The organism is Kitasatospora sp. NPDC023118 (assembly GCF_055560875.1).
The window spans coordinates 75,003-99,956 of the sequence record NZ_JBVHHW010000012.1 but is presented as its reverse complement, the minus strand read 5'-3'; the positions used below and the strand labels follow the sequence as shown (position 1 = coordinate 99,956).

28 protein-coding genes are annotated in these 24,954 nt (G+C 72.6%); 8 read left to right on the top strand and 20 right to left on the bottom strand.

All coding sequences use genetic code 11. From position 1 onward, the window contains the following. Positions 1–132: 132 nt before the first annotated feature. On the bottom strand, positions 133–879 hold the full coding sequence (locus ACZ3UD_RS17590) for an MBL fold metallo-hydrolase (protein WP_465587738.1): 747 nt from the start codon (positions 877–879) through the stop codon (positions 133–135). Positions 880–1,087: 208 nt separating this feature from the next. Beyond that, complete coding sequence (locus ACZ3UD_RS17585) at positions 1,088–1,276, bottom strand: helix-turn-helix transcriptional regulator (RefSeq protein WP_465587735.1); 189 nt, start codon at positions 1,274–1,276, stop codon at positions 1,088–1,090. A 189-nt stretch (positions 1,277–1,465) separates the two neighbouring features. On the opposite strand from ACZ3UD_RS17585, the gene ACZ3UD_RS17580 reads away from it, so the two are divergent. Continuing rightward, complete coding sequence (locus tag ACZ3UD_RS17580) at positions 1,466–1,927, top strand: type II toxin-antitoxin system PemK/MazF family toxin (protein WP_465587732.1); 462 nt, start codon at positions 1,466–1,468, stop codon at positions 1,925–1,927. An 8-nt stretch (positions 1,928–1,935) separates the two neighbouring features. On the opposite strand, the gene ACZ3UD_RS17575 is transcribed toward ACZ3UD_RS17580, so the two are convergent. The 7 genes from ACZ3UD_RS17575 to clpS all read right to left on the bottom strand — a co-directional run bounded on the left by ACZ3UD_RS17575 (position 1,936) and on the right by clpS (position 6,798). Then, positions 1,936–2,904, bottom strand: a complete 969-nt coding sequence (locus ACZ3UD_RS17575) for a PLP-dependent cysteine synthase family protein (RefSeq protein ID WP_393030065.1) — start codon at positions 2,902–2,904, stop codon at positions 1,936–1,938. Between the two features lie 73 nt (positions 2,905–2,977). Beyond that, complete coding sequence (locus ACZ3UD_RS17570) at positions 2,978–3,256, bottom strand: MoaD/ThiS family protein (protein ID WP_097237732.1); 279 nt, start codon at positions 3,254–3,256, stop codon at positions 2,978–2,980. Positions 3,257–3,378: 122 nt separating this feature from the next. Next, a complete protein-coding gene (locus ACZ3UD_RS17565; RefSeq protein ID WP_317621128.1) occupies positions 3,379–3,498 on the bottom strand; it encodes a putative leader peptide in 120 nt (39 codons plus the stop codon). Between the two features lie 150 nt (positions 3,499–3,648). Next, positions 3,649–4,080 carry a M67 family metallopeptidase gene (locus ACZ3UD_RS17560; protein ID WP_380611461.1) on the bottom strand — a complete coding sequence of 144 codons (432 nt, stop codon included), beginning with the start codon at positions 4,078–4,080 and terminating at the stop codon, positions 3,649–3,651. A gap of 54 nt (positions 4,081–4,134) precedes the next feature. Then, positions 4,135–5,589, bottom strand: coding sequence for an amino acid permease (locus tag ACZ3UD_RS17555; RefSeq protein WP_465587725.1), 1,455 nt, complete (start codon positions 5,587–5,589; stop codon positions 4,135–4,137). A gap of 220 nt (positions 5,590–5,809) precedes the next feature. Continuing rightward, on the bottom strand, positions 5,810–6,385 hold the full coding sequence (locus tag ACZ3UD_RS17550) for a DUF2017 domain-containing protein (RefSeq protein ID WP_465587723.1): 576 nt from the start codon (positions 6,383–6,385) through the stop codon (positions 5,810–5,812). A 119-nt stretch (positions 6,386–6,504) separates the two neighbouring features. Next, positions 6,505–6,798 carry an ATP-dependent Clp protease adapter ClpS gene (gene clpS / locus ACZ3UD_RS17545; protein WP_188305571.1) on the bottom strand — a complete coding sequence of 98 codons (294 nt, stop codon included), beginning with the start codon at positions 6,796–6,798 and terminating at the stop codon, positions 6,505–6,507. Positions 6,799–6,938: 140 nt separating this feature from the next. Here clpS and ACZ3UD_RS17540 point away from each other — a divergent pair, with 140 nt between their 5' ends. Together ACZ3UD_RS17540 and ACZ3UD_RS17535 are read left to right on the top strand one after the other, a co-directional pair. Further along, positions 6,939–8,255, top strand: a complete 1,317-nt coding sequence (locus ACZ3UD_RS17540; RefSeq protein ID WP_465587719.1) for a nicotinate phosphoribosyltransferase — start codon at positions 6,939–6,941, stop codon at positions 8,253–8,255. A 163-nt stretch (positions 8,256–8,418) separates the two neighbouring features. Then, positions 8,419–9,009 (top strand): isochorismatase family protein, encoded by a 591-nt coding sequence (locus ACZ3UD_RS17535; protein ID WP_465587716.1) that lies wholly within the window; start codon positions 8,419–8,421, stop codon positions 9,007–9,009. 22 nt (positions 9,010–9,031) lie between these two features. Here ACZ3UD_RS17535 and ACZ3UD_RS17530 read toward each other — a convergent pair whose 3' ends face one another. Beyond that, on the bottom strand, positions 9,032–10,036 hold the full coding sequence (locus ACZ3UD_RS17530; RefSeq protein ID WP_465587714.1) for a hypothetical protein: 1,005 nt from the start codon (positions 10,034–10,036) through the stop codon (positions 9,032–9,034). Between the two features lie 320 nt (positions 10,037–10,356). Between ACZ3UD_RS17530 and ACZ3UD_RS17525 the strand changes: the two genes are divergently transcribed. Both ACZ3UD_RS17525 and ACZ3UD_RS17520 read left to right on the top strand, forming a co-directional pair. Beyond that, positions 10,357–11,016, top strand: a complete 660-nt coding sequence (locus ACZ3UD_RS17525; protein ID WP_465587711.1) for a hypothetical protein — start codon at positions 10,357–10,359, stop codon at positions 11,014–11,016. Between the two features lie 494 nt (positions 11,017–11,510). After that, a complete protein-coding gene (locus ACZ3UD_RS17520) occupies positions 11,511–11,951 on the top strand; it encodes an RNA polymerase sigma factor (RefSeq protein ID WP_465587709.1) in 441 nt (146 codons plus the stop codon). A gap of 24 nt (positions 11,952–11,975) precedes the next feature. Here the strand turns inward: ACZ3UD_RS17520 and ACZ3UD_RS17515 are convergent, their stop codons facing one another. Beyond that, complete coding sequence (locus tag ACZ3UD_RS17515) at positions 11,976–12,542, bottom strand: DinB family protein (protein WP_465587706.1); 567 nt, start codon at positions 12,540–12,542, stop codon at positions 11,976–11,978. 100 nt (positions 12,543–12,642) lie between these two features. Next, positions 12,643–13,026 carry a winged helix-turn-helix transcriptional regulator gene (locus tag ACZ3UD_RS17510; RefSeq protein WP_465587703.1) on the bottom strand — a complete coding sequence of 128 codons (384 nt, stop codon included), beginning with the start codon at positions 13,024–13,026 and terminating at the stop codon, positions 12,643–12,645. A gap of 114 nt (positions 13,027–13,140) precedes the next feature. Here ACZ3UD_RS17510 and ACZ3UD_RS17505 point away from each other — a divergent pair, with 114 nt between their 5' ends. Further along, entirely contained in the window at positions 13,141–13,806 is a 666-nt protein-coding gene (locus ACZ3UD_RS17505) for an NAD(P)-dependent oxidoreductase (protein WP_465587700.1), read from the top strand. Positions 13,807–14,219: 413 nt separating this feature from the next. Here ACZ3UD_RS17505 and mycP read toward each other — a convergent pair whose 3' ends face one another. The 4 genes from mycP to ACZ3UD_RS17485 form a co-directional block, all read right to left on the bottom strand. Continuing rightward, on the bottom strand, positions 14,220–15,494 hold the full coding sequence (gene mycP / locus ACZ3UD_RS17500) for a type VII secretion-associated serine protease mycosin (protein WP_465587697.1): 1,275 nt from the start codon (positions 15,492–15,494) through the stop codon (positions 14,220–14,222). Positions 15,495–15,580: 86 nt separating this feature from the next. After that, positions 15,581–17,014 carry a WXG100 family type VII secretion target gene (locus tag ACZ3UD_RS17495; RefSeq protein ID WP_465587694.1) on the bottom strand — a complete coding sequence of 478 codons (1,434 nt, stop codon included), beginning with the start codon at positions 17,012–17,014 and terminating at the stop codon, positions 15,581–15,583. A 35-nt stretch (positions 17,015–17,049) separates the two neighbouring features. After that, complete coding sequence (locus ACZ3UD_RS17490; RefSeq protein WP_465587691.1) at positions 17,050–17,490, bottom strand: hypothetical protein; 441 nt, start codon at positions 17,488–17,490, stop codon at positions 17,050–17,052. A gap of 98 nt (positions 17,491–17,588) precedes the next feature. Then, entirely contained in the window at positions 17,589–18,290 is a 702-nt protein-coding gene (locus tag ACZ3UD_RS17485; protein ID WP_465587688.1) for an endonuclease V, read from the bottom strand. A 199-nt stretch (positions 18,291–18,489) separates the two neighbouring features. Here ACZ3UD_RS17485 and ACZ3UD_RS17480 point away from each other — a divergent pair, with 199 nt between their 5' ends. Beyond that, positions 18,490–18,738: a hypothetical protein gene (locus ACZ3UD_RS17480; protein ID WP_465587685.1), complete on the top strand. Its 249-nt coding sequence runs from the start codon at positions 18,490–18,492 to the stop codon at positions 18,736–18,738. A gap of 30 nt (positions 18,739–18,768) precedes the next feature. Here the strand turns inward: ACZ3UD_RS17480 and ACZ3UD_RS17475 are convergent, their stop codons facing one another. Together ACZ3UD_RS17475 and ACZ3UD_RS17470 are read right to left on the bottom strand one after the other, a co-directional pair. Further along, the gene (locus ACZ3UD_RS17475; protein WP_465587682.1) at positions 18,769–19,455 is read right to left on the bottom strand and encodes an RDD family protein; all 687 of its coding nucleotides are present in this window, start codon (positions 19,453–19,455) and stop codon (positions 18,769–18,771) included. A 109-nt stretch (positions 19,456–19,564) separates the two neighbouring features. Then, positions 19,565–21,001, bottom strand: coding sequence for an RDD family protein (locus ACZ3UD_RS17470; RefSeq protein ID WP_465587679.1), 1,437 nt, complete (start codon positions 20,999–21,001; stop codon positions 19,565–19,567). 431 nt (positions 21,002–21,432) lie between these two features. On the opposite strand from ACZ3UD_RS17470, the gene ACZ3UD_RS17465 reads away from it, so the two are divergent. Then, positions 21,433–21,849: an SsgA family sporulation/cell division regulator gene (locus ACZ3UD_RS17465; protein ID WP_465587676.1), complete on the top strand. Its 417-nt coding sequence runs from the start codon at positions 21,433–21,435 to the stop codon at positions 21,847–21,849. 95 nt (positions 21,850–21,944) lie between these two features. Here ACZ3UD_RS17465 and ACZ3UD_RS17460 read toward each other — a convergent pair whose 3' ends face one another. Both ACZ3UD_RS17460 and ACZ3UD_RS17455 read right to left on the bottom strand, forming a co-directional pair. Further along, the gene (locus ACZ3UD_RS17460; RefSeq protein ID WP_465587673.1) at positions 21,945–23,348 is read right to left on the bottom strand and encodes a glycosyltransferase 87 family protein; all 1,404 of its coding nucleotides are present in this window, start codon (positions 23,346–23,348) and stop codon (positions 21,945–21,947) included. A gap of 196 nt (positions 23,349–23,544) precedes the next feature. Then, positions 23,545–24,954: a sensor histidine kinase gene (locus ACZ3UD_RS17455; RefSeq protein ID WP_465588078.1), complete on the bottom strand. Its 1,410-nt coding sequence runs from the start codon at positions 24,952–24,954 to the stop codon at positions 23,545–23,547.

Sequence of the window (24,954 nt, the reverse complement as noted above, 5' to 3'; positions counted from 1 at the left end):
GCGGTCGCGCCCGACGGGCCGACCGGTGCGAGCGGCTTTCCCCCGCTCACTTCAAGGACGTGTGGGGGCCGGGGGGTTGCAGGTCGATTCCGAGAGAATTTTCCGGGACTCCGGGGAGCCCCGCCGACCGGGTCAGATCTCGTAGACCGCGCCGGCCCGGGCCAGCTCGACCGGGCCGGCGTACGCGGCGGCGGCGTCGCGGCGGTTGCGTTCGGCGTCGGTCCACGGCGGGATGTGGGTGAGGACGAGCCGGCGGGCCCGGGCGGCGGTGGCGTGCTCGCCGGCCTCCCGGCCGTTGAGGTGGACGGCCCGGTAGGTGTCGCGGCCGTCCAGGTACGCGGCCTCGCAGAGAAACAGGTCGGTGTCGCGGGCGAGTTCGACGAGTTCGGGGCTCTCCCCGGTGTCGCCGGAGTAGACCAGCGAGCGGCCGCCGTGCTCCAGCCGGAAGGCGAAGGCGTCGACGGGGTGGTTGACCTGGGCCACGGAGACCCGGAAGGGGCCGAGCTCGAAGTTGCCGGGGGTGACGGTGCGGAACTCGAACACCTCCTTCATCCCGGGGTTCTCCGGCATGTCGTACGCCCGGGCGAGCCGCTCGGCGGTGCCGGCCGGGCCGTACACCGGCAGGAGATCGGGGCAGCCCTCGACGCGGTAGTTGCGGGCGACCCAGTAGGCGCACAGGTCGACGCAGTGGTCCGCGTGCAGGTGGCTGAGCAGGACGGCGTCGACCTCGTAGATGCTGGTGTACTTCTGCAGCGCGCCGAGCGCGCCGTTGCCGAGGTCGATCACCACGCGGTAGCCGTCGGCCTCGACCAGGTAGCTGGAGCAGGACGAGTCGGCGGACGGGAAGCTCCCCGAGCACCCCACCACGGTCAGTTTCATCCGAGCCCCTCCGCCCCGACACGTCCCGGCTGCTGCTGGAAAACGGCATGGAAAACAGCATGGAAAACGGCAGGCCGGGCCGGTGGACCGGCCGGTAGCACTGCGTTGGTGTGTCGAGGGTAAGGGCGGAACAGCACTTTGCCCCCGTCCCCGTGCCGGGCTGTGGCTGGAATCACCAGAACGTGGGGGAGGCGACGGGGGCCGCGGATCAGCGGTGCCGGGGGCGGTTGCGGGCCCAGGCGCGGACGGTGTCGGAGTACCAGCGGGGGTGGCCGCTGCCGTCGATCACGTCGGGGTCGGGCAGCAGCCCGTGCCGGCGGTAGTTACGGACGGTTTCGGGCTGGACGTTGATGTGCCGGGCGATCTCGGTGTACGACCACAGTTCATCGCTTCTCACGGGGGCACCTCCGGGGGGACGGGGGCGGACGTTCGTGAGGCAGCTTTTCCGGGAGGCACCGGGGCGTTCACGACAGAACGGGCACTGTGGCGGTTCCGTGACGAACCGGGAGCGATGTGCGGACAAATGCTCAACTGTCACAGTCGCCACGGTGGTGGCGTTCACCGTCGGCCCGGTACGGTTCGCCGCATGAATGGCATGACGGGAATCTGGCCGGTCCTGGCGGTGGCGGGCTTCGCCGCGCTGGCGGCCGTCGCGGCGGTGCTGGTGAAGCGCACCCGCCCGGCCTCGCGCCCGGCCGGGCCGACGGGTCCGCGGCCGCGCCCGAGCACCAGGGACCGCCCGGAGCCGCAGGAGATCTGGTGGGCGCAGGTGCCGTTCGAGGACGGCCCCGGTTCCAAGGACCGCCCCTGCCTGGTGCTGCGGGTGCACGGCCGGACGGCCACCGTCGCGAAGATCACCAGCAAGCACCACTCCGAGCGACCGGGCGTACTGCCGCTGCCGCCCGGTTCGGTGGGCGACCGGCAGGGCCGGACCAGCTGGCTGGAGACCGACGAGCTGCGCGAGGTGCCGCTGTCGGCGTTCCGCCGCCGGGCCGGCACGGTCGACCGGCAGGTCTGGGCCCGGGCGCAGAAGTCGCTACAGCACTAGCTACAGCCCTAGGCCCAGAGCTGGCCCTGCAGCGCCTCGACCGCCGCCTCGGTGGACTCGGCGGTGTAGATGCCGGTGGACAGGTACTTCCAGCCGCCGTCGGCGACCACGAAGACGATGTCCGCGCGTTCCCCGGCGGCCGCCGCCTTGCGGCCGACGCCGATCGCGGCGTGCAGGATGGCGCCGGTCGAGACGCCCGCGAAGATGCCCTCCTGCTGGAGGAGTTCACGGGTGCGGCGGACGGCGTCCGCGGAGCCGACCGAGAAGCGGGTGGTGAGCACCTCGGCGTCGTACAGCTCGGGGACGAAGCCCTCGTCGAGGTTGCGCAGCCCGTACACCAGGTCGTCGTAGCGCGGCTCGGCGGCGACGATCCGCACGCCGGGGACCTTCTCGCGCAGGAAGCGGCCGACGCCCATCAGGGTGCCGGTGGTGCCGAGGCCGGCCACGAAGTGGGTGACGGTCGGCAGGTCGGCGAGGATCTCGGGCCCGGTGGTGGCGTAGTGGGCGCCCGCGTTGTCGGGGTTTCCGTACTGGTAGAGCATGACCCAGTCGGGGTGCTCGGCGGCGGTCTCCTTGGCGATCCGGACGGCGGTGTTGGAGCCGCCGGCGGCCGGGGAGGAGATGATCTCGGCGCCCCACATCCGGAGCAGTTCGCGCCGTTCCTCGCTGGTGTTCTCGGGCATCACGCAGACCATCCGGTAGCCCTTGAGCTTGGCGGCCATGGCGAGCGAGATGCCGGTGTTTCCGCTGGTGGGCTCCAGGATGGTGCAGCCCGGGGTGAGTCGGCCGTCGGCCTCGGCGCGTTCGATCATGTGCAGCGCCGGGCGGTCCTTGATCGAACCGGTGGGGTTGCGGTCCTCCAGCTTGGCCCACAGGCTCACCAGGCCCTCGGCGTTGCCGGGGACCGCGGCGGACAGCCGCGGCAGGCGGACCAGCGGGGTGTTGCCGACGGCTTCGAGCGGACTGTCGTATCGCAAGGGAGGCCTCCGGCCACGGCGGTGCGGGTGAAGAGGGGTGGCTCCCCCGCCGCCGGGCGGGGGAGCCGGGAGGTCAGCGGGCGCCGCCGGCCACGGCGGGCAGGATGGTGACGCTGTCACCGTCGGCGAGGGCGGTGGAGATGCCCTCCAGGAACCGGACGTCCTCGTCGTTCAGGTAGACGTTGACGAAGCGGCGCAGCTCGCCGCCGTCGACCAGGCGGGCGGCGATGCCCGGGTGGCGGGCGTCGAGGTCGGTGAAGAGCTCCGCGAGGTTGCTGCCGTTGCCCTCGACGGCCTTGGCGCCGTCGGTGTAGGTGCGGAGGATGGTCGGGATGCGGACCTCGATGGCCATGGGTGCGCTCCTGTGCGAGTCGTGTGGAGTGGGTGGGCCGCGGCGGGCGCGGCCGGGCGGACGGTGCCCGGGGCGCGGCACCGCAGGTTCGGCAGCGGGCCCGGGATGGGGCGGGGCGGCTCTCAGCGCGAGCGCGCGGGCGTGCCGGGACAGATCGCGCCGGCGTGCCGGCACAGGTCGATGTGCAGGCGCGCCACGAGGCGGGTGCCCGGGGCCTGGTTGCTCACATCGACGGAACGCATGGGCTCATCGTATAGATTCCCGGGCCCGCTCCGACATGCCCGTCTCGGGATCCGGATGTTCCGGTATCCGATGCTGAGACTTCGCCGGAATGAAACGGGCCCGCCGACCGCTCGCGGAGGGTCGGCGGGCCACGCCCAGGTGGGTGCTGGTCAGGCCTGGTAGGCCTCGACGACCTGGACGTCTTCCTCTGTGATCTCGCCGTCCACGATGCGGAACGAACGGAACTGGTAGGGGTCGTCCTCGCCGTTGCCGTCGGCGGTGGAGACCAGGACGTAGTGGGCGAACGGCTCGGAGGCGTAGCTCACGTCGGTGCGCGAGGGGTAGGCCTCGGTGGCGGTGTGGGAGTGGTAGACGACGACGGGCTCCTCGTCCCGGTCGTCCATCTCGCGGTAGAGCTTGAGCAGGTCGCCCGAGTCGAACTCGTAGAAGGTGGGCGAGCGGGCCGCGTTGAGCATCGGGATGAACCGCTCGGGCCGGCCGCTGCCGGCCGGTCCGGCGACCACGCCGCAGGCCTCGTCCGGGTGGTCGGCACGGGCGTGGGCCACGATCCGGTCGCGGAGTTCTCGGGTGATGGTCAGCATGTGGTCAGGATAGACACGCCCCGGCAGGTGTCCGCCGGGGCGTCCGAGGCTCGGTCAGTGGGCGTCCACGTTTCCGTTCCGGGCGTGCAGGTGGTCGTGGGCGTGGGCGTGGACGGCCTGCGGGTTGCGGCGCTTGAGCACCTGGTAGCCGATCACCAGCAGCACGGCCCAGCCGGGGAAGACGTACAGCGAGATCCGGTTCTCCTCGTCCAGGCCGATCAGCACCACGACCAGGGCCAGGAAGGCGAGGGCGGCCCAGCTGACCCAGACGCCGCCGGGGGCCTTGAAGGTGGGCGGGGGCAGGTGGCCGCCCTTCCAGGCCTTGCGGTAGCGGATCTGGGAGATCAGGATCATCGCCCAGGTCCACAGGCCGCAGACCGTGGCGACCGAGGTGATGTACTCGAACGCCCGTGCCGGGACGAGGTAGTTGAGCACCACGCCGGCGCCCATCAGCAGGCAGGAGACGGTGATCGCGAAGGCCGGGGTGCGGCGGGTGTTGAGCTTGGTGAGCTGCCCGGGGGCCTGGCCGCGCAGGGCGAGGTCGCGCAGCATGCGGCCGGTGGAGTACATCCCGGAGTTGCAGGAGGAGAGCGCCGCGGTGAGCACCACGAAGTTGATGATGCCGGCCGCCGCCGGGATGCCGATCTTGCCGAAGGCGGCGACGAACGGGCTGACGCCGGGCTGGAACTCCCGCCACGGCACCAGCGAGAGGATGACCACCAGGGCGCCGATGTAGAACAGCGCGATGCGCCAGGGCAGGGTGTTGATGGCGCGCGGCAGGGTCTTCTCGGGGTTCTCGCTCTCGCCCGCGGTGACGCCGACGAGTTCGACGCCCAGGTAGGCGAACATGACGATCTGCAGGGTCATCACGGTGGCGCCGATGCCCTTGGGGAAGAAGCCGCCGTCCTGCCACAGGTGGGTGATCGACGCGGTGTCACCGGCCTTGCTGAAGCCGAGGGTCAGCACGCCGATGCCGATCAGGATCATGCCGATGATGGCGGTGACCTTGACCATGGAGAACCAGAACTCGATCTCGCCGAACAGCTTCACCGAGATCAGGTTGGCCGCGTAGAGGATGACCAGGAAGGTCAGCGCGCTGGCCCACTGCGGGATGCCCGGCGCCCAGAACTTCACGTACACGGCGGCGGCGGTGGTCTCCGCCATACCGGTGACGACCCAGAACAGCCAGTACGTCCAGCCGGTGACGTAACCGGCGAAGGGGCCGAGGAACTCCCGGGCGTACTCGGCGAAGCTGCCGGAGACCGCGCGGTAGGTGAGCAGTTCGCCCAGGGCCCGCATGATCGCGAAGATCACCAGGCCGGCCACGGCGTAGGACAGGATCAGGCTCGGGCCGGACTTGGAGATCGCGGTGCCGGCGCCGAGGAAGAGGCCGGTGCCGATCGCTCCGCCGATCGCGATCATCTGGATCTGGCGGCTGCCGAGTCCCCGCTCGTAGCCCTCCTCGTCCGGTTTATCGTCGACCACCTGGTCGTAGATCTGCTCGGCCATGGTCACCGTCCTGGGTGGGTCTCGTGGGTGGGGAGAAGTCGTACCACGCAGGGTCCGGATAGCGGTGTTCATCTGAGCGATATTTGAGCATGACCTGTTACGGTTTGCCCGATTTAAAGGAGAATGCCCCGGTCGATCGTCCACATGCTGGACGGAACGACCGGGGCTTGCCCGAAAGCGGGCAGGATTGCCCGGGAAGGTGGAGGAAACGGGTCCGCCGTCAGTCGGTGATGGCCTCCAGCAGCGACTCCTGGAGTGCCCCCAGCCACAGGTAGGCCATCACCAGCGGCTTGCGCTCGTCGCTGTCCGTCAGCTCGTAGAGGCCCTGCTCGTCCTCCTCGGTGACCTCCAGCCGCACCCCGAGGGTCAGCCGCAGGTCGTTGAGCGCGCCCAGCCAGCGCAGGCAGTCGGCGGCGGGCAGCTTGAGCACCCCGGCGCCGCCGAGGCCGTCCAGCGCCCGGACCACCTGCAGCGCGTCGTCCCGCTTGCGGGCCCGCAGGTCGAGCTCGGTGTAGCGGCGGAACTCGCCGGAGGCGGCCACCGCCTCGGCGTCGTCCGGCGTCGCCGGGTCGCCGTAGGCGTTCGGGAACAGTCGGGCCAGCGCCGGGTCGGCGGGGGCCTCGGTCGGGCCCTCGGCGAACAGCGCGGCCAGCGGGTCACCGCCGCCGTCGCCGCCCGGGCCGGGGCCGATCAGCTCCAGCATCTGCACTTCCAGCGAGCGCAGGATGGAGGCCTCCACCTCGTCCAGCGCGATCGCCGCGCCACCATCGCCGGTGCTCTCGAACAACCCAGCCATCTGTATCGGTCAGCCCGTCTTCGTCGTCTTCGGCCGCGCCGCCGGACCGGCGGCCGGTCAGTCGTATGTGTGCCGGTGCGCGCCCGGTCGCACGCGTGCCGACGTGCGCCCGGGCGGGGTCAGTCGTGCTGGAGCGTCGCCCACAGGCCGTAGCCGTGCATCGCCTGGACGTCGCGCTCCATCTCCTCGCGCGAACCGCTGGAGACCACCGCCCGGCCCTTGGTGTGCACGTCCATCATCAGCTTCCGGGCCTTGTCCTTCGGGAAGCCGAAGTAGGCCTGGAAGACGTACTGGACGTAGCTCATCAGGTTGACCGGGTCATTGTGCACGATGGTCACCCAAGGCGTGTCCGGCTCGGTCACCGGCTGCCCTTCGACCTCCGGGCGCTCGATCTCCACGGGCGCGACACTCACCGGCGGGCCTCCTCGTTGCACACTCGTCCGTAGTCCCTCAAGCCCCATGCTGCCATCCGGGGGACACCCGGGCGATTCCGGCCCGGACCATCGCGCGAGAAATCGTCACTCTGACGCTAAGTGGTAGTAGCATCATCCGCATGGACGCCACTTCAGTGCGCGCGGCCGGGTCGACCGCGCTCCTCACCGACCGCTACGAGCTCACCATGCTGCAGGCCGCCCTGCGCAGCGGGGCCGCGCACCGCCGCTCCGTCTTCGAGGTCTTCACCCGCCGACTGCCCGGCGGCCGCCGCTACGGCGTCATGGCCGGCACCGGCCGGGTGCTGGACGCCGTCGAGAACTTCCGCTTCAGCGGCGCCCAGTTGGACTGGCTGGCCGACCAGAGCGTGGTCGAGGACGACACCCTGCGCTTCCTCGCCGACTACCGCTTCCGCGGCGACATCCACGGCTACCCCGAGGGCGAGGTCTACTTCCCCGGCTCGCCGGTGCTGACCGTGGAGGGCAGCTTCGCCGAGGCGGTGATCCTGGAGACGGTGATCCTGTCGATCCTCAACTACGACTCGGCGATCGCGGCCGCCGCCTCCCGGATGACCGCCGCCGCCGGCGGCCGTCCGGTGATCGAGATGGGTGCCCGCCGGGCGCACGAGCAGGCCGCCGTCGCCGCCGCCCGGGCCGCCTACATCGCCGGCTTCGCCGCCACCTCCGACCTGGAGGCCGGCTTCACCCACGGCATCCCGACCACCGGCACCTCCGCGCACGCCTTCACCCTGGTGCACGACAGCGAGCGGGACGCCTTCCAGGCCCAGATCGCCTCGATGGGCAAGGGCACCACGCTGCTGGTCGACACCTTCGACCTGCACGAAGCGGTCCGCACAGCCGTGGAGGTGGCCGGCCCCGAGCTGGGCGCGGTCCGGATCGACTCCGGCGACCTCACCCTGCTGGCCCACCGGGTCCGCCGCCAACTGGACGAGCTCGGCGCCGGGAAGACCCGGATCATCGTCACCTCGGACCTGGACGAGTACGCGATCGCCGCCCTGGCCGCCGCCCCGGTGGACGGCTACGGCGTCGGCACCAGCCTGGTCACCGGCAGCGGGCACCCGACCTGCGCGATGGTCTACAAGCTGGTCGCCCGCGCCGAGACCGAGGACGGCCCGCTGGTGCCGGTGGCCAAGCGCGCGGCCGGCGGCAAGACCAGCATCGGCGGCCGCAAGTGGGCCGCCCGCCGGCCCGACGCCGAGGGCGTGGCCGAGGCCGAGGTGATCGGCACCGGCGCGGTCCCGGACGAGCTGCGGCCGCACCTGGTGCAGGTGCCGCTGGTGCTGGGCGGCGAGACGGTCGGCCGCGAGCCGCTGAGCGCCGCCCGCGAGCGGCACGTCCGGGCCCGGGCGGCGCTGCCGCTGTCGGCCACTCAGCTCTCCAAGGGCGACCCGGTCATCCCCAGCGAGCTGATCGACTGACCCCGGCCGGGCCGGATCGCGCGGACCGGCGGCGGGTCCTGAGGCCTTCCGCCCCCGCGCGCCACTCCCTAAAGTCAGCCGTAGAGTTCCCCTGGAATCCTCCAGAGCCGCCGAGGCCCCCCACCACCGGGGCACACCGCCCCCACACCCGAGGATGCGAGCCATGCACCGGGCACTGATCGTCGTCGACGTGCAGAACGACTTCTGCGAGGGCGGCAGCCTGGCCGTCGCCGGCGGCGCCGAGGTGGCCGCCGCCATCACCGATCTGATCGCCGAGTCCTCCCCCGGCTACCAGCACATCCTCGCCACCCGGGACCACCACATCGACCCGGGCGAGCACTTCTCGGCCGAGCCGGACTACGTCTCCAGCTGGCCCGTGCACTGCGTGGCCGGCACCGAAGGCGTCGGCTTCCACCCCAACTTCGCGCCCGCCGTGATCTCCGGCGCGGTCGAGGCGGTGTTCGACAAGGGCGCCTACTCGGCGGCCTACAGCGGCTTCGAGGGGCTGGACGAGAACGCCCGCGGCCCGGTGGAGTGGCTGCGCGAACGGCAGGTCGACGAGGTCGACGTGGTCGGCATCGCCACCGACCACTGCGTCCGGGCCACCGCCCTGGACGCCGCGCGGGCCGGCTTCACCACCCGGGTGCTGCTCGACCTCACCGCCGGGGTGGCGCCGGAGACCACCGCCGCCGCGCTGGACGAACTGCGGGCGGCCGGGGTCGAGCTGATCGGCACGCCGGTGGTCCGGTCGTAGGTCCGGTGACCACGGGCGGCGTTCAGACCACCAGCAGCTCCACCACGTCCGTCCCGCCGACCCGGTAGGCCTCGCGCAGTTCGCCGCCGACCGCCTCCGGGTCGGCGGACAGCCGGGCGCCGGAGACGTACACCACCCGGATGCCCAGGTACTCCATCCGGTGCTGGCCGCCGCGCACCCAGGCGGCCTCGCCCTCGCTGACGCAGCGCAGGTCCGAGTCCACCTCCACCGCGACGCCGCGCTCCGGCCAGTAGAGGTCCGGGACGGCGATGTAGGTGCCGCCGCGCATCCGCAGCTCGGGGGAGGTCAGCGGGGCGGGCAGCAGCCACTCGTCCACCAGCCGGCCGGCCTGCTCCAGCACCACGTCCCGCTCGGCGGCGAGGAGTTCGTCCAGGGCGGCACGCACCCGCGGCTCGCCGGTCAGCCCGGAGTCGATCAGCTCATCGGCCAACTCCCGTACCGTGCAGCGGTTCTCCGGGCGGGCGACGGCCTCCTGCAGCACCTCGCGCACCGGCGCCGGGGCGTCCGGGTCGGCCGTCCACTCGCGCAGCGCGTCCGCGACCGCCCGCGCCACCGGCGCGCAGGCCAGACCGTGCACCGAGCGGGCCACCAACTCCCGTTCGGTGCGGCGGATCCGCACCTCGCCGGCGTCCTTGAGCCGGCGCTGGCGCGGCACCAGGACGTCCACCCCGGTCACCGCGGGCAGCCGGGGCACGGCGGCGAAGCCGTACAGCGCCAGCGCGGCGGCCCCGGTGATCACCGCGCCCTCGCGGCGGCCCTCCTCGCGGCCGTTCTGCGCCGCGTACAGCAGCGCGGCCCACATCCGCTGCTCCGGGGTGGGCTCGCCGGACTGCAGTAGGTAGACCCTGGGCAGCAGCCGCTGCCAGGGGCCGCCCTGGCGGCAGTGCCCGGTGACGACCCGGGCCGGCACGCCCCGGGCGCGCAGCTGGCTCGCGGTGACGACGTTCTGCTGATGCTTCGCCAGTTCCTCCAGGGACGGCGGCGACGAGGGAATCCGGTAGCTCATGCGCCCGCCTCGCTTCGCTCGCTCATGCGCACCCCTTGATGGTTCGCCCACTGCTTTCGCTCATGCCGACACCATCCCCAACCCCCGCCGCTCGCGAGTCGCAGCCTGACGCACTGTTACGCAACCGTCGCCAAACCGGGATCAGCCTGCACTAAAGTCCCCATACCCTCACTCATTTGGAGTAAATGACGTTCATATGGCTATCAGATCCGATCGAAAACGATCGCCGACCTGGTCGCCTGACCCAGAGTGATCAAGGGCATACGGCGAGGGACCCTCAGCGCGTCAATCTCGCCCCGGGGATTGCCTAGGCTTACGTCATGTCACGTGACGAGACCGCCGGCCTCCGCGCGGCCCAGCTCCGCCTCGGCCGTCTGCCCGGGTACGTCCGCCGCCCGGACCCGGCCCGCCGCAGCGGTGAGAAGGGCCATACGTACAAGAAGGGCTGGGAGGTCCGCTTCACCGCCCGCAGCGAGGCGGAGATAGCCGAGATCCGCGACCTGGTGGTCGCCGCCGGGTTCGCGCCGGCCAGACCCTTCTTCAAGGGACACCAGCTCATCCAGCCGGTCTACGGCATGGCGGCCGTGCAGGCCTATCTGGCCGCTAGACAGGCGGTCGAGGAACACGCCGAGCGGGTCGCGCTCGGCCGGCGTCGGCGGGCGGCGGGGGCGCGCGGGGGGACGGCACGCGCTGGTACGGCGCACGCGGACGGGACGCACTCCGGCGCGGCCCACGCGAGTGGCGGGCACATCGCCGGGGGGCATGCCGCCGGTGGATCAGGCAGTGTCGGCGGTCCCTGCGTTTCCGGTGTTTCCGGCATTTCCGGTGTTTCCGGCGCTCACCGGTGCGAGCGCGAGGAGGCCGCCGCGGCGGCCCAGTCGGCCCGGCGGACGGTCCTTGAGGCTTTTCCCGCCCAGGTCGAACGCGGCAACACCGCCGACGCCCGGATCTCCCCCTCAAAGGCCCGCACGGGCTCCTGACCGGGCGGCTCAGCGCCGCCCCGCCCCGCGCCCCGGTTGCCGCAGGCCGCCGGGGCGCGATCGCCGCACCCCGTTCCCGCCCACCGGTACCCACCCCGACGCAACACCAGCCGTGAGTGCGGTTGCGCGGGTGGTTGTGCGGTCGCGGCTTCGCGCCGTGGGCGTGGACGCCGGACCCGACAGGCCCTACGGTGGCACCTCAACCGCCCTGCAGCACCTCCCCTCCTACACCCTCTGACCAGCTGCGACACGCTCGCACCTACGTCCCCCCGCACCATTGCGCAGCACTCCCCGGACCGGCCGCGACCGGCCCTCGCCCGACCTCGCCCGGCAGTACCGCCGCCGCGCCGCACCGGCTGTCGCCGGAACCGGCCGAGCGGCGGCGGGTTCCGGGCATTCCATCGGATTGGTCACCCAGCGCACCGAGGGCCTACCGTAGAGTGAGCACAGATGATCGACCATCAGAAACCCATCTCCCTTTCCGAGAAGACGAGATGACCAACCGTCACACGAGCGCCGCCGAGTCTCCCCTGGAGCCCGGCGAACCGGAGGGCGTACCACTGGAATTCGCGGCCTTCTGCGAGCTCCACCGCCCCCGGTACCTCAGCTACGCCCGGGTGTGGCTGGCCGAGCACGGCGACGCGGCCACCGCCGTGCAGCAGGCCTTCGCCGAAATCGCCGTCCAGTGGCGGGAGTTACTGACCAGCCCCAACCCGACCGCGCTGGCCTGGCAGATCCTGCGCGGCACCGTCGCGGAGCACACCCGGCAGGTGCCCGTCGTCCCGGACCGCCACCCCGCCGACGACGACCTGGCGATCCTCCACTACGTCGTCGGCCTCGCCGCCCCCGAGATCGCCGACGTCATCGGCACCGACACCGCCAGCGTGGCCGGGCGGCTGCGGCGCACCATGCTGCACGAGGCCTCCGGTTGGTGACCCCGCCGCCCGCCCCCGGGGGCCTCAGACCCGCCCGCCCGTCACGTCGTACAGGTGGTGCACCGGGTCGTGGATCAGATAGCGGGCGAAGGACTCGACCGTGAACCGCGCCCCGTCGCTGCGGTTCCCGGTCCGCCGCCACTGCTCCCCCGCGACCGCGTCGAACGCCGCCGCCAGCGCCTCGGCGGCCTCCGCCAGTTCCCCGGCCACCACCTGCGGCTGCTGCTCCCAGTAGCGCTCGGCGGCGGCCGTCTCGTCCTGGTTCCAGTTGGGGAACAGCGGGCCGTCCTGGTCCAGCATCAGGTTCAGCCGGACGAGGAACAGCCGGAAGACGTCCCGGACGTGGCAGGCGTACTCCAGGTCCGACCACACCTCCGGGGACGGACGGCGCCGCAGCCCCTCCCCGTCACCGGCCAGCACCGTCAGCCAGCCGTGCGCGTTCGCCCGGACCATCGCGGCGACGTCCGTGGGGGCCACCTTCGGGGTGTCCAACCCGCAGTCGGGGCACGGACGTTCCAGCACCCAGGTCCAGTCCTTGGTGTCGGGGACGATCGCGTCGGCGGGGCTCAGGGCGTTCTCGGAAGTGCTCATGCGCCCAGCATGGCGCCCGCCCGGACCACCCCACCAGCGGTATGGGCGCCAGCGACCGCCGAAATACTGCCAGGGCGCGCCGCGCTACCAGGCCCGCTGGTCAGTGCCCGTGGCGCTCGTACTCCAGCCGGGCCGCCAGCAGGCTGTCCAGGTGCTCGCGGCTCCACGCGCACACCGCGTCCATCGGCCCGAGCAGCGTGCGGCCCAACGGCGTCAGCGCGTACTCGACCCGCGGCGGGTTCTCGGCGTACTCGGTCCGGACCACCGCGCCGTCCTGCTCCATCGAACGCAGCGACTCCGCCAGCACTTTGGCGGTGATGCCGGTCAGCGGCACCCGCAGCTCGGAGAAGCGGCGCGGGCCGTCCTCCAGACAACGGATGATCTTCCAGGCCCACTTGCGGCTGCCCAGCACCGGCACCGACTGCACCGGGCAGTCGGCCGGGAAGAAGTCCGCCGGCAACGGCGCCGGCACGGTCTGCGTCATACCCCCGACGGTACCCGCTGGGGGTCGGTACCGTTGAAGTAACCGGCACCCTCCGGTCTACCGTCCCGGCAGCGGCGGGCGAACCAGCCCGCCCCCACCGGACAGGAGACCGCCATGACCAGCACCACCACCGGCCGGCAGCACCGCGCGGACGTCATCGTCTACGGCGCGGGCGGGCAGGTCGGCCGAGCCGTCGTCACCGAGGCCCGCCGGCGCGGCCTCACCGTCACCGCCGCCGTCCGCGACCCCGAACGCCACGCCGACCTCGCCGGGGAGGGCGTCACCCTGCTGCGCTGCGACGTCACCGACCCGGCCGCCGTCGCCGCCACCGCCCCCGGGCACACCGCCGCCGTCAGCTCCGTCTACACCCCCGACACCCCCTCCGCCGAGTTCTACCGCGCCGCCACCACCGCACTCGTCACCGGCCTCGACCGGGCCGGTGTCCGACGGCTCATCAGCGTCGGCGTCGCCACCACCCTGGAGACCGCCCCCGGGGTCGCCGTCCACGACGACCCCGAATTCCCCGAGGCGTACCGCACCTTCTCCCTCGGCCACTCCGCCGCCCTCGACCTGCTGCACGACTCCCCCGCCACCCTCGACTGGGTCGTCGTCACCCCGCCGATGGACCTCGACCGCACCGCCCCCGGCACCGGCCGCTACCGCGTCGGCGGCCCCCAGGTCCTCGGCCCCCGCATCGCCCAGGCCGACCTCGCCGCCGCCGTCGTCGACGAACTCACCGCCCCGGCCCACCACCGGCAGCAGATCGCCGTCGCCGAATAGTTCCCTGCACGAACCGGGCACCGCCGGGCTTCCTGGGCGCCGTGTCGAGCGATCTCTCCGCCCTCGCCGTTGAAGCCCACCCTGCACCCGCCCCGACCAGCCCGACCGCCTCGACCTCGCCGTCGAAGACCCCGCCACCGACCGCTTCCTCGGCGAGACCACCCTCACCGACGTCGACCCCGACAACTCCTCCGCCGGCACGCCTTCGCGACCATCCGCCTCCACCGCGTCCACCTCGAAGTCTTCGAGTACAACGAAGGCGCCACCCGCGCTACCAGAAGGCCGGCTTCACCCTCGAAGGCCGCGCCCGCCAGGCCCACCACTGGGACGACCACCACTGGGACGACCGCTGCTGGGACGACCGCTGCTGGGACGTCCCACATGGCCGCCCTACCCGACGGCAGGCTCGCCACTCACCGACCGGGGCCGCCGTACGGGGGCCACTGCGGCGGCTGCTGCGGCGGCTGCCAGGAGGTGGCAGCCGCCGCCCGCTTCCGCCGCCGCGCCATCAGCACCGCGGCCACCGACGCCCCGAGCACCACGGCACCTGCGGCGGCGGCACCGATCACCAGGCCGGTGTTGTCGCTGCTGCCGCCGCGGTCCCCTTCAGGGACCATGGGCTGCACGGAGGGCTGGTTTGTCGCGTCGCTGTCGTCGTCCTCCGGCGGGGATCCCAGCGACTCCGGGCGGTTCGCAAGCGGGTTCTCCCGGGGCCCGTTGTCAACGGCGGGGTTGGCCTCCAGAGCCTTCGCCGGCGCGAGGATCCCATAGCCGTAGTGGACATTGGGCACCACAGCCCCGTTGGGCGGCGGGGTGGCGGACTTAATCATTCGATTGATCACCTGACCGGCTGACAGGTTCGGGTACTTGGACCGAATGAGCGCGGCGGTAGCCGAGACGTAGGCAGTGGAGTCAGAGGTGCCATCCCCAGCTGCATAGCTCGTCGGTGACTTGGCGCTGGCGTGGTAAATATCCACACCCGGTGCAATGAGAGTGAGCTCGGGGCCCGACTTGGAGCTGTCCCATACCACCCCCTTGGAGTCCACCGCTCCGACAGCCACCACCCCGGGAAAGGCGGCCGGATAGCTGACACTCAAAGCCGAGTCGCTGTTGCCTGCGCTGCCGACCAGGACGACGTCCTTCGACACCGCATACTTGACAGCCTTGCGGGTCTGCGAGTCGAACTGCAGGAGACCTCCGATGGACATATTGATGACCTTCGCGCCGTTGGCCGCCGCGAAGCGGATTGCGGCCGCCAGGTCGTTTTGCTCAGGAATAGGGCCGCCGTCGCTGGTCCGCACCTTCACCGGAAGGATCTTCGCTTTGGGGGCCAGGCCCATCACTCCGTCCTGTGAACCGTGACCATGCCCCGCAATCAGGCTCGCCATTCCGGTGCCGTGGCCGTCGGTGTCGATGCGGCCGTCCGATTTGGTACCGGAGAAATCGGCCCCTGGAAGGACCTGCCCGGTCAGATCTTGATGCTCCGAGTTCACCCCGCTGTCGATCACCGCAACGACGACACCCTCGCCCTGGCTGACCGGCCAGATCTTCGTGTCGGCCTCGAAGGTCTTTAGGACCCACTGCTTGTCCCTGATCTGATCGGCAGATGCCGCCGGTGCGGCGACGGCCCAGACCAATGCCCCAGCGGCAAGGACCGCCGTACCACGCGACAACAGGCGGCTCGTCAAACCCGGTCACCCCACTCAACGAGGCATCCCGCAGATCACCGACCTGCGGGATGCGATCAGATCACCCGTCCGTCTACGGACCGGCCTCATTCCACCACGTTCGGATTGGCTGGCTTGTCCGACGCCCAGGTCTCCTCGTCCTCGACAAGGTAATCCGGTCGCTTGCCGTCCTTCCCGCGGTCCTTCTTGCGGCGCTGTGCCTCACTCATCGGGATGCCCGGCGCCACGGCGCCCGTGCCACGGGCCCCGGCTTCGGCAGTCATCCGGTTCCGAGCCCCCAGCCCGGATCCGCCTTCAGTGAAGGCCTGCTTGCCGCGTGCTCCGGCGCCGGATGGCGGCGTCTCACGGACAGCGCCACCGGGCCAGACCACGGAGCCACCCACCTGTTTGGCGCCTGGCGCCCCACGGCCCCCTGCTCCGATGCCCGGATAGACCTCACCGCCGCCGGTGCTGACAGCTCGACTTCCGCGCGGGCCTGAACCCTCCATCGGCTTCGTGCCGCCAGGGAACTCCTTGCCGCCGAATCCGGTCTTGCCCTGTCCGAAGCCGGGCCCGACCGGGGTGCTCTGCGTGGTCGGCCCTGAGGGATTGACCGTCGTCTGCCCACCGCCACCTGCGATCGGCCCGCTCGTGGGACCCGGAGGCGAGGTCGTGGTGAGGCCAGACGTCTGAGTTCCGGAAGTAACGGGGCTCGGCACGCTTCCGCTCGGACGGGACACCGGAGTGCCTGAGACACCCGAATCAGGACCACCGCTCGCTGTGGTCGGCGGCTTCGGCGGGACCTGCGCCGTACCTCCCTTGATCCCTGAATCAGTCGGGACGGCAGCCGTCTTGGACGTGGATCCGGGCGCCGTGGGAGCTTGGGAGGACTTCGGCCGTGCCGACGTGGGGGCCGTTGCTGTTCGCGCCGACGCTCCCCCAACTCCGACCGAGGGGCTCGCCATCATCATTGCAGCTGTCATTGCCGCCGCAGCACTCTGGGCGTCCTGTGCCCCCACGTCATGGGATTCCTCCTTCCCACCAGTACGCAATGGCGGCGGAGCCTTCAACGCCGGCGTAGCGATGCGGTAGTGCATCGCCAGCGTCTGCATGATCGCCGCCGCTTCGGCCTTCTTACGGTCGGCGATCGGGATGTGCTCGTCGTCCGTGCTGAAGACGTCCCCGACGGTGTCCTTGATCTTGTCCCAGTTGCCGGGCTCCTCCGGCATGTCACGCTTGGCCTTGGCCATGGCCTCGGACATGTTGTGGAGGGTGTTGGCCGCGTCGTTGGCGTAGGCGGCGGCCTCGTTGATGCTGGTGGCGAGACTGAGCATGCTGGTGTGGAAGGCGTTGCTGCTCGGCCCCTCCCAGGAGGTAGCGGCCTCGGTGCTGACCTTGGTGAGGGTCTTGCGGATGTCCTTGAGGGTGGTCGCGGCCTTGCGCCAGGGGTCGCCGGCGGCCATCACGGCGCCGGGGTCGAGGGCCTGCGCCATCTGGCGGAGCTGGGCGTGGCTGTACTTGGTGAAGTCGGTGTAGACCACGGGTGGTTCCCCTCCGTTCGGGTCGCGGGCGGTGGTTAGCGGGTGGCGTTGCCGCGGACGGACGGCACCTGGTTCGCCTCGTAGGCAGCCTTGCTGGTGGCGGAGGGCTCGGCGACCGACCAGCCGTCGTCGGCGAGCTTGAGCTTCTTGGCCACCTGCTGGTCGTGTTCCTCGTAGTTGGTCGCGGTGAGTTCGGCGCTCTTCTGGGCCTCGTCGATGGCGCTCTGGAGCTGGTTGAGCACGTCGCGCAGGGCGTCCCGCATGGTGCCGTAGCGGCCGTGAATCTCGGTGGCCTCGGCGAAGGTGCCGAAGGCGTCCTTGCCGATTCCGCTGAGCCCGTGGGCGTTGGTGCCGTTGGCGTCCTTCTCGAACGCCTTGAGCAGCAGCCGCACTTGGCCCGCGAAGGTGCGGAGCTGCTCGATCTCGACGCGGTAGCCCTGTCCGTTCCCGCCGGTCGAGCCGGTCCCTGATCCCACTTCGGCGCCTCCCCCGCTGCGTCCGTCCCCTGCGGTCGGGGCCGGGCCCCGGTGTGTCATGTCTAACACACCGGGTCCGAATTCCGCCCGGGGCGGGGTCAGTTCGAGGGCGTCCGGGCGCGCTGGGCCTCGGCCAGGGCGCGGCGGCAGAGGAAGTCGGCGTGCCGGGTGGTCTCGGGCAGCCGGTAGCGGCGGGCGAGGTCGAGGGTGGTGGTGACGGCGGTGTCGAGGCCGATGCGGTGGCCGACCGAGACGTAGACGGGTTTCACGCCGGGGCGGGTGCGGACGGCGCGGCCGACCTCTTCGCCGGTGGCGGGGTCGGTGAGCGGGGTCCAGGAGCCGCGTTCGGCGTCGGGTTCGCGGTGGTCGAAGGTGAAGGGGGTCTTGGCGACGCCGAGGGTGCGCAGCCCGGTGAGGACGCCGAGGTGGCTGGCGAGGCCGAGGCGTCGGGGGTGGGCGAGGCCGTAGCCGTCGCAGACGACGGTGTCGGGGGTGCGGGTGAGGGCGGCCAAGGCGTCGAGGACGGCGGGGAGTTCGCGGAAGGCGAGCAGTCCGGGGACGTAGGGGAAGGCGATCCGGCCGACGGCGGTGGCCTCCTCGACGACGTCCAGGGTGCCCCGGTCGAGCAGGACGGCCGCGGCGACGACGAGGTCGTGGTCGTCGTCGTACGCGACGTCGACCCCGGCGATGAGCCGGTCCTCGGATCCGTCGTCGTCGACGGCCCGGACGAGCGGCCGGAGCCGTTCCTGCTCGGCGAGCGCCTGGGCCTCGGTGGTCGGCCAGTCGGCGGGGATGGGCACGGTCGGTTCCCCCGGTCTGCGTGGTGTGGGCGGGTTCCACCGTACCGAGGGGCTCGGACGACCCCGGGGTGAGCCCGTGCGCCCCCTGTGCCCCCGGCCCCGCGGGTTAGCCTGGACTTACCGAACTCCCCTGCCGGGCAAGACCCTTGGACCGGCACCATTCCCGCCCGTTTCCCCCGACGTGCGAAGGACCCCCGCCATGCCGCGTCCGTCCGCTGCCCAGTTCTGCCTCGGCTCGTTCACCGTCGTCGCCACCACGGTGGCACTGCTGGCCGTCTCGGGCGCCTCGCGCGTCCTGGAGGTCGCGGTGCTGGTGGCCTTCGCGCTGGCGCTCGGCACCGTGGTGACGGTGCTCTCGCTGTCCGTCTCCGCCCGCTCGGCCGCCCCCGCCGAGGAGGCCGGGGCCTCCCCCGCCGCTGCCGGACGCGAGTACGCCCGGCAGCGCTGATCCGCCGCCGGGCGCCGTCCGCCGCCGCGCTCAGACCTGGGTGGTGACCACCACGGTCTTCGCGGCCTTGTCGTGGATGCACTGCCGGAAGGGCTTGTCGAAGACGCCGAACATCCCGTCGATGAGCCACCACAGGCCGGCGCAGCAGACCACGGCCGGGAGGATGTAGACGGCGGCCCGGGTCCAGGCGGCGGACTGGGTGGGCGGGTTCCCGTCGATCAGCATGGCGACGCGGACCTTCATCGCCTTCTTGCCGAGGGTCTGGCCGTCCCGGCTGAGCATCAGGCCCTCGTAGATGAGGTAGATGGCGCAGCCGAGCCAGAACGCGCTGGTGGAGCCTCCGCGCGTGCTGAGGTCGACGAAGGGCCCCACGATGACCACGCCGACGGCCTGCATGATGACGTAGTCGATGAGCCGGGCGGTGATCCGCTTGGGCCAGGTGCCGATCGGCGGCATCCCGGGGACGGGGCCGGGGGTGCCGTACGCGCCGGGGCCGGCGCCGTAGCCGGGCGGGGGCTGGTCGTACGGGCCCTGACCGTGGTCCGATCCGCCGTAGGTGCCCTGGTAGGCGCCGGGGCCCTCGGACGGGGCCTCGGACGGGGTCGGGCTCGGCGGTTCGCCTTCCGGCGTGCCGCCGCCGGGGTGCGGGGGCTGCTTGTCGAAGGAGGGCTTACCGCCCCCCTCCGGCTGGGTGCCTGAGGGGTCGTGGGTGCTCATTCCCCGAGTAGAACATCACATATTCTCGACATTTGGGACATTTTATCCGTTTTGCCCTTCAGGGGCGGAAGGCCCGGCGCGATGACCCACGGCGAGGGACCCCGCGGCCTCAGCCGCGAACCACCCGGGTCCGGGCCGCCCGGTCCTGCCAGCCGCGCCGCGCCGGACGGTCGAAGACCGGCCACACCAGGCCGAGCAGCAGCACCAGCCCGAGCTGCCTGACGACCCATCGCAGCAGCGAGCGGCCGAGGCTCAGCCGGGTCCTGCCGGGCTTGGCGGCGTCCACCACCCGGATCCGGGCCAGCCGCTTGCCGAAGGTCTGGCCGGTCCGGGCGGTCGGCAGCACCTCGTAGAGCAGGCTGACGAACACCAGGATGCCGAGCAGCACGGCCAGCTTGCCCACCACCACGTCGTCCACCAGCCAGACCTGGACCTGGCGGTGAGTGAGGAAGCTGGCCATCTTGGCCTGGTCGAGCTTCTGCTGGAGGTGGTCGGCCACCGAGCGCCCGAGCGGGATCCCGGCGGCGATGGCGACCACCAGCAGCACCCCGGTGTCCACCGCCCTCGCCGCCAGCCGCCGCCCCAGCCCGGCGGGTACGGCGGAGGCGGGCCGACGACGGACGGTGGCCTCCCGGGCCGGCCGCACGGCGGGCAGCGCAGCAGCGGAAGCGGGCCCGGTCCGTACGGGCGCGGACGCGGCCTTCAGCCCAGCCCTCGGCACCTCAGCCGACGCCCCAGCCGACGCCCCAGCCGACGCCCCACCCGCCGCCTCAACCGCCGACTCGACCTCCACCCTCACCTCCGCCACCGTCTCCGGCTCCGCCTCGACCACCGGCACCGCCACGACGGCCGCGACCGGCGTCGGCGCCTCGCGCACCGCCACCGCCGCGGCGGGCGCGACCGCGGCGGCCACCTCCATGGCAACCGGAGCGAACTCAGCCTCCGCGCGCCCCTCCTCCGCCTCGGGCGCCCCCGGAAGCACCCCCCAGGAGACCCAGCGCGGCGCTCCGCCCGTCTCCATCAGGCCCCGCTGCGCCTGCGGATCGGCCTGCCAGCCGGATGCCCCGGGCGCCTCCTCGGCGGCGGCCTCGACGGTCCGGAACACCGGCCCGCCGATCACCTCCGCCACCCGCGGCCCGACCACGAAGGACGCCCCGCCGGTGGTCTGGTCGAGGTAGACCGGCCCGGTGTCACCGGAGGTCGCGTACGAACGCGAGGACACGGGCGAGGGCAGGTCCGAGGGCGCGGGCAGGTCCGAGGGCGCGGGCAGGTCCGAGGGCAGCGGCGAGGGCGAGTGCGACCGCGCCTGCGGCACCACCGGGGGCGACACCGCCCGCGCCGCGGCCACGTCGGGGGCGGGCCGCCGGGTGGCGAACCGGGGCGGCTCCAGCACCTCGCCCTCGGCGGGCGAGGGACGGGTGGTGCCCGGCACCCAGGCCGAGCCGCCCCAGTACCGGACGAAGCCGGGGATGGAGGGGTCGGGGTAGTAGCCCGGCCCGGGTGCGACGGCCGGGTCGCCGTCGGCGGCGAAGGAACGGTCCGCCATGGGGGTCTTCTCTCCTGCCAGGTCCTGACGAGGGCCGGTCGGGGTCGGAACGGTCGGAACGGATCGGAACAGGTCTCAGCACGGTCTCAGCGCACGCCATTGCGGCGCGCCCGCGCACGCCCCGGGGCGCTCGGTGCGCACGTGGGGGTGCCCACCGATGGGCGGACAGTCGCCGAGTAGTCACAAAGGGTAGTGCCTCGCCGGAGTGCCGACGGGAAGTTGGCGAATCCCCGGACAGCGGAGGGCTGCCCGGGGTAAGGAAACCGGCGCGCAGCAGGCGCCCGCGCGCCGCGCCCCAGGCCGTTCACCACCCCTCACGAAACTTCCCGGAGAAAACCCGGAAACGTGTGTAAGAGCCGGTGTGGACCGCCCTCTCAAAGGTCACAGAGCCCGGAACCGGGCACGAACCGAAGACAGAGAGGAAGACGATCATGGATCGCCCCGTCGGCGTCGTGGAGCACGAGCTGGAGCTCAACCTGGTGCTCTCCCCCGAGCGCAGCGTCCCCGTCCCGGCCCGGCTGACCTACGGCAGCCACGACCCGTACGCGGTGTACATCACCTTCCACCTGGACACCGGCTCCCCGGTCACCTGGGTATTCGCCCGCGAGCTGCTGGTGGAGGGCACCTTCCGCCCGTCCGGGCAGGGCGACGTGCGGATCTGGCCGACCCGCTCGGGCCGGCGCAGCGTGCTCTGCCTGGCGCTCAGCTCACCCGCCGGGGACGCGCTGCTGGAGGCGCCGCTGCCGGCCGTCGCGGCCTGGCTGGAGCGGGCGCACCGACTGGTCCCGCCGGGCAGCGAGCTGGCCGCGCTGGACATGGACGGCTCGCTCGCCGAGCTGCTCGCGTAGGCGTGCGCCGCAGCGTGCACCGGCACGTCCACGACGCGCACCGACACGTACAGGTGCGACGGGAACAGGAGAAGGGGAGCGGCGCCCCCGCCGGCTCAGCGGGCCGCGGGGGCCTGCTGACGGCCGCGGGTGGCGTCCGGGCCACCGTCGCCGCCGCGCTGTCCGGGCAGCCGGACGAGCGGCGCGCCGGCGGACCGCCGCCGAGCCCTCATCCGGATCGCGGCGGCGAGCAGGAAGCAGAGTCCGACCCACGGATAGACCGAGGTGGGCAGCTGGCGCAGCGGTGACATGTGGAGGACGGCCGGGCCGAGCGGCTTCGCAGCCCACATCGCGAAGGACACGAAGGCGAGCGCGGTGGCCCAGAACGCGGCCCGCCAGCGCAGCCTGCGCACCCCGGCCGGGCGGGCGCGCTCGACGGAGGCCTCGGCGGCGAGCAGGACGAGCATCGGCACGCACCAGATCCAGTGGTGGGTCCAGCTGATCGGCGAGATCAGCACGGCCGTGACGGCGGCGCAGCAGACACCCCAGGCCTCGGACCGGGGCAGCCAGCGGCCGCTGCGGGCGGCCCAGGCGGCGACGGCGAGGCCGGCCAGCGCGACCACGCCTGCACCGAGGGTGGCCAGGATGCCGGGGTCGGCGGTGTGCAGCAGGCGGGCGAAGGCGCCGCGCAGCGACTGGTTGTCGACGATCTCGGTCTTACCGACCCGGGAGGAGTCGTAGAGGTACTTGGTCCAGAAGCCCCAGGTGGCGTCGGGCAGGAAGAGCGCGCCGATCAGGAAGGTGCCGAGGAAGGTGAGGCCGGCCGTGAGGGCGGCCCGGACCCGGCCGGTGATCAGCAGGTAGACGGCGAACAGGCCGGGGGTGAGCTTGATACCGGCCGCGATGCCGATCGCCACGCCCTTGCTGCGGTGCCCGTCCGACCGGGTGAGGTCCCAGAGGATCAGGCAGGCGAGCGCGAGGTTGATCTGGCCGTACCGGAGCGTGGTGAAGACGGGTTCGAGCCAGACGCCGAGGCCGGTCACCAGGACCACGCCGATCGGCCGCAGCTCGCGGCGTGGCCAGCCGACCAGCTTGAAGGACAGATGGGCCAGCAGGGCGAGCAGCCCGAGGTTGCCGAGAGTGATCGCGATCCGGAGGACGGGGACCGGGAACCAGGTGGTCGGGACGAACAGCATCGCCGCGAACGGCGGGTACGTCGCGGGCAGGTTCCACTCGGTGACGCGCAGCGCGTACAGGTCGGTGCCGTTGGCGACGGCGGCACCCTCGGCCCGGTAGACGATCATGTCCACCATCGAGGTGTGGACGAAGTGGCGGACCACTGCGTACACGACCAGCGACAGCAGGGCCACGGCCGAGGCGGCCAGCAGCGGGCGGCGAGGCGCCTCGCGCAGCGCGCGCACGGGGGCGCCGAGGGCGAGCCGCAGCCGGTCGGACAGGGCGGCGGGCGAGGGGTCGGGTACGGTCCGCACCGGGCTGCGCTCGTCTTGCACCGCTGTCACTGTCCACTCCGTCCACCGCTCGGCCAACCAGCGACGATACCGGATGGCGTCGAACCCGGCCTGGGCACGATCGACTACGCAGCGTCACAAACATGGCCCAGCTGCGGAACGGCTGCCGGGGTCGAGCACAGGACACCACCCGGCATCCCGCCCGCTTCCGGCACCCTCACTTCTGGCACCCTCACTTTTGGCACCCTCACTTCTGGAAGGGCGCGCCCCGCGACCGCCGCCGCCCGGCCCGCGCGGGGGGCGCGTCCTCCGCCCCGGTGCGCAGCCGCAGCCGGGTCTCCGCGCCGCCGAGGACGGCGCAGCGGCCGAGCGCCAGGTCCCCGCCGGTGGACTCGGCGAGCTTGCGGACGATGTCCAGGCCGAGGCCGGTGGAGCCCTCGCCGCCGTGGCCCTCGCCGCGTCTGAGGGCGGCGGCCGGGTCGCTGTAGCCCGGCCCGGCGTCGCCGACCAGCACGATCACCGAGCAGTCGGTGGCCAGCACGTCCACCGAGAAGGCGGTGCCCACGGCGGTGTGCCGGAAGACGTTGCCGAGCAGCGCGTCGACGGCGGCGGCCAGGTCCGCGCGCTGGACGGGGACCGGGGCGGCCCGCTCGGCGCCGGCCAGCTGCCAGCGGCGGCCCTCGTCCTCGGCCAGCGCGGACCAGAAGCCGACCCGCTCGCGGATCACCTCGGCGGCGTCGCAGCCGACCGCGACGGCGGGCGCGCCCTCGGGAGCGCGACGGGCGGAGCGGATGATCTGGTCGACCTCGCGCTCCAGTTGGGCCACCGCGTGCCGGGTGGCGTCGGCCGCGTCGCCGTCGCCGAGCGAGGCGGCGTTGAGCCGCAGCACGGTCAGCGGGGTGCGCAGCCGGTGCGACAGGTCGGCGGCCAACTCGCGTTCGGCGGCGACGAGTTTGACCACCCGGTCGGCCATGGTGTTGAACGCCTGGGCGGCCTCGCGCAGTTCCTCGGGGCTGCCGTCGACCTGTTTGCCCGTCACCGGGACCCGGACCGCGAGGTTCCCGGCGCCGAGCGAGCGGGCGGCGGCGGCGAGCCGACGGGCGGAGGCGACGATCCGGCCGCCCATCCGGTCGGCGACCAGCACCGAGATGGCGACCAGGCCGAGCGCGACCGCGGAGAGCACCAGCCAGGCGGTGGAGACGCCCCGGGTGAGGTCGCTCTGGGCCACGAACACCTCGACCACGGCGGTCCGCCCGGTGTCCACCGCGACCGGCTGGAGCAGGGCGTACCCGCCGGGCACCGCGACGGTGAAGGAGCGGCCCTGGCCGCCGGCGGTGGCCACGTCGGCGAGGGCCGCGCGCCCCTCGCCGATGGTGGGGCCGTCCGGTCCGCCGCCGGTCGGCACCCCGGTGGGGACCGGCAGGTGCACCGCCATCCGCCCCTGCGCGCCCGCGTCGGTGCTGGCCAGCGCCCGGTTGACGGCGTCCTGGTCGGTGGTGATGGCGAGCGCCGGGCCGAGCGCGGCGGCCTGCCGCTCGGCGGCGGTGAACGCCCGGTCCCGGACGGTCTGTTGGACCATCAGGCCGAGCGGGATGAGGAAGGCCAGCGCGACCATGGTGGTCCCGGCGACCGCGGCCCTGATCAGGGCCCAGCGCAG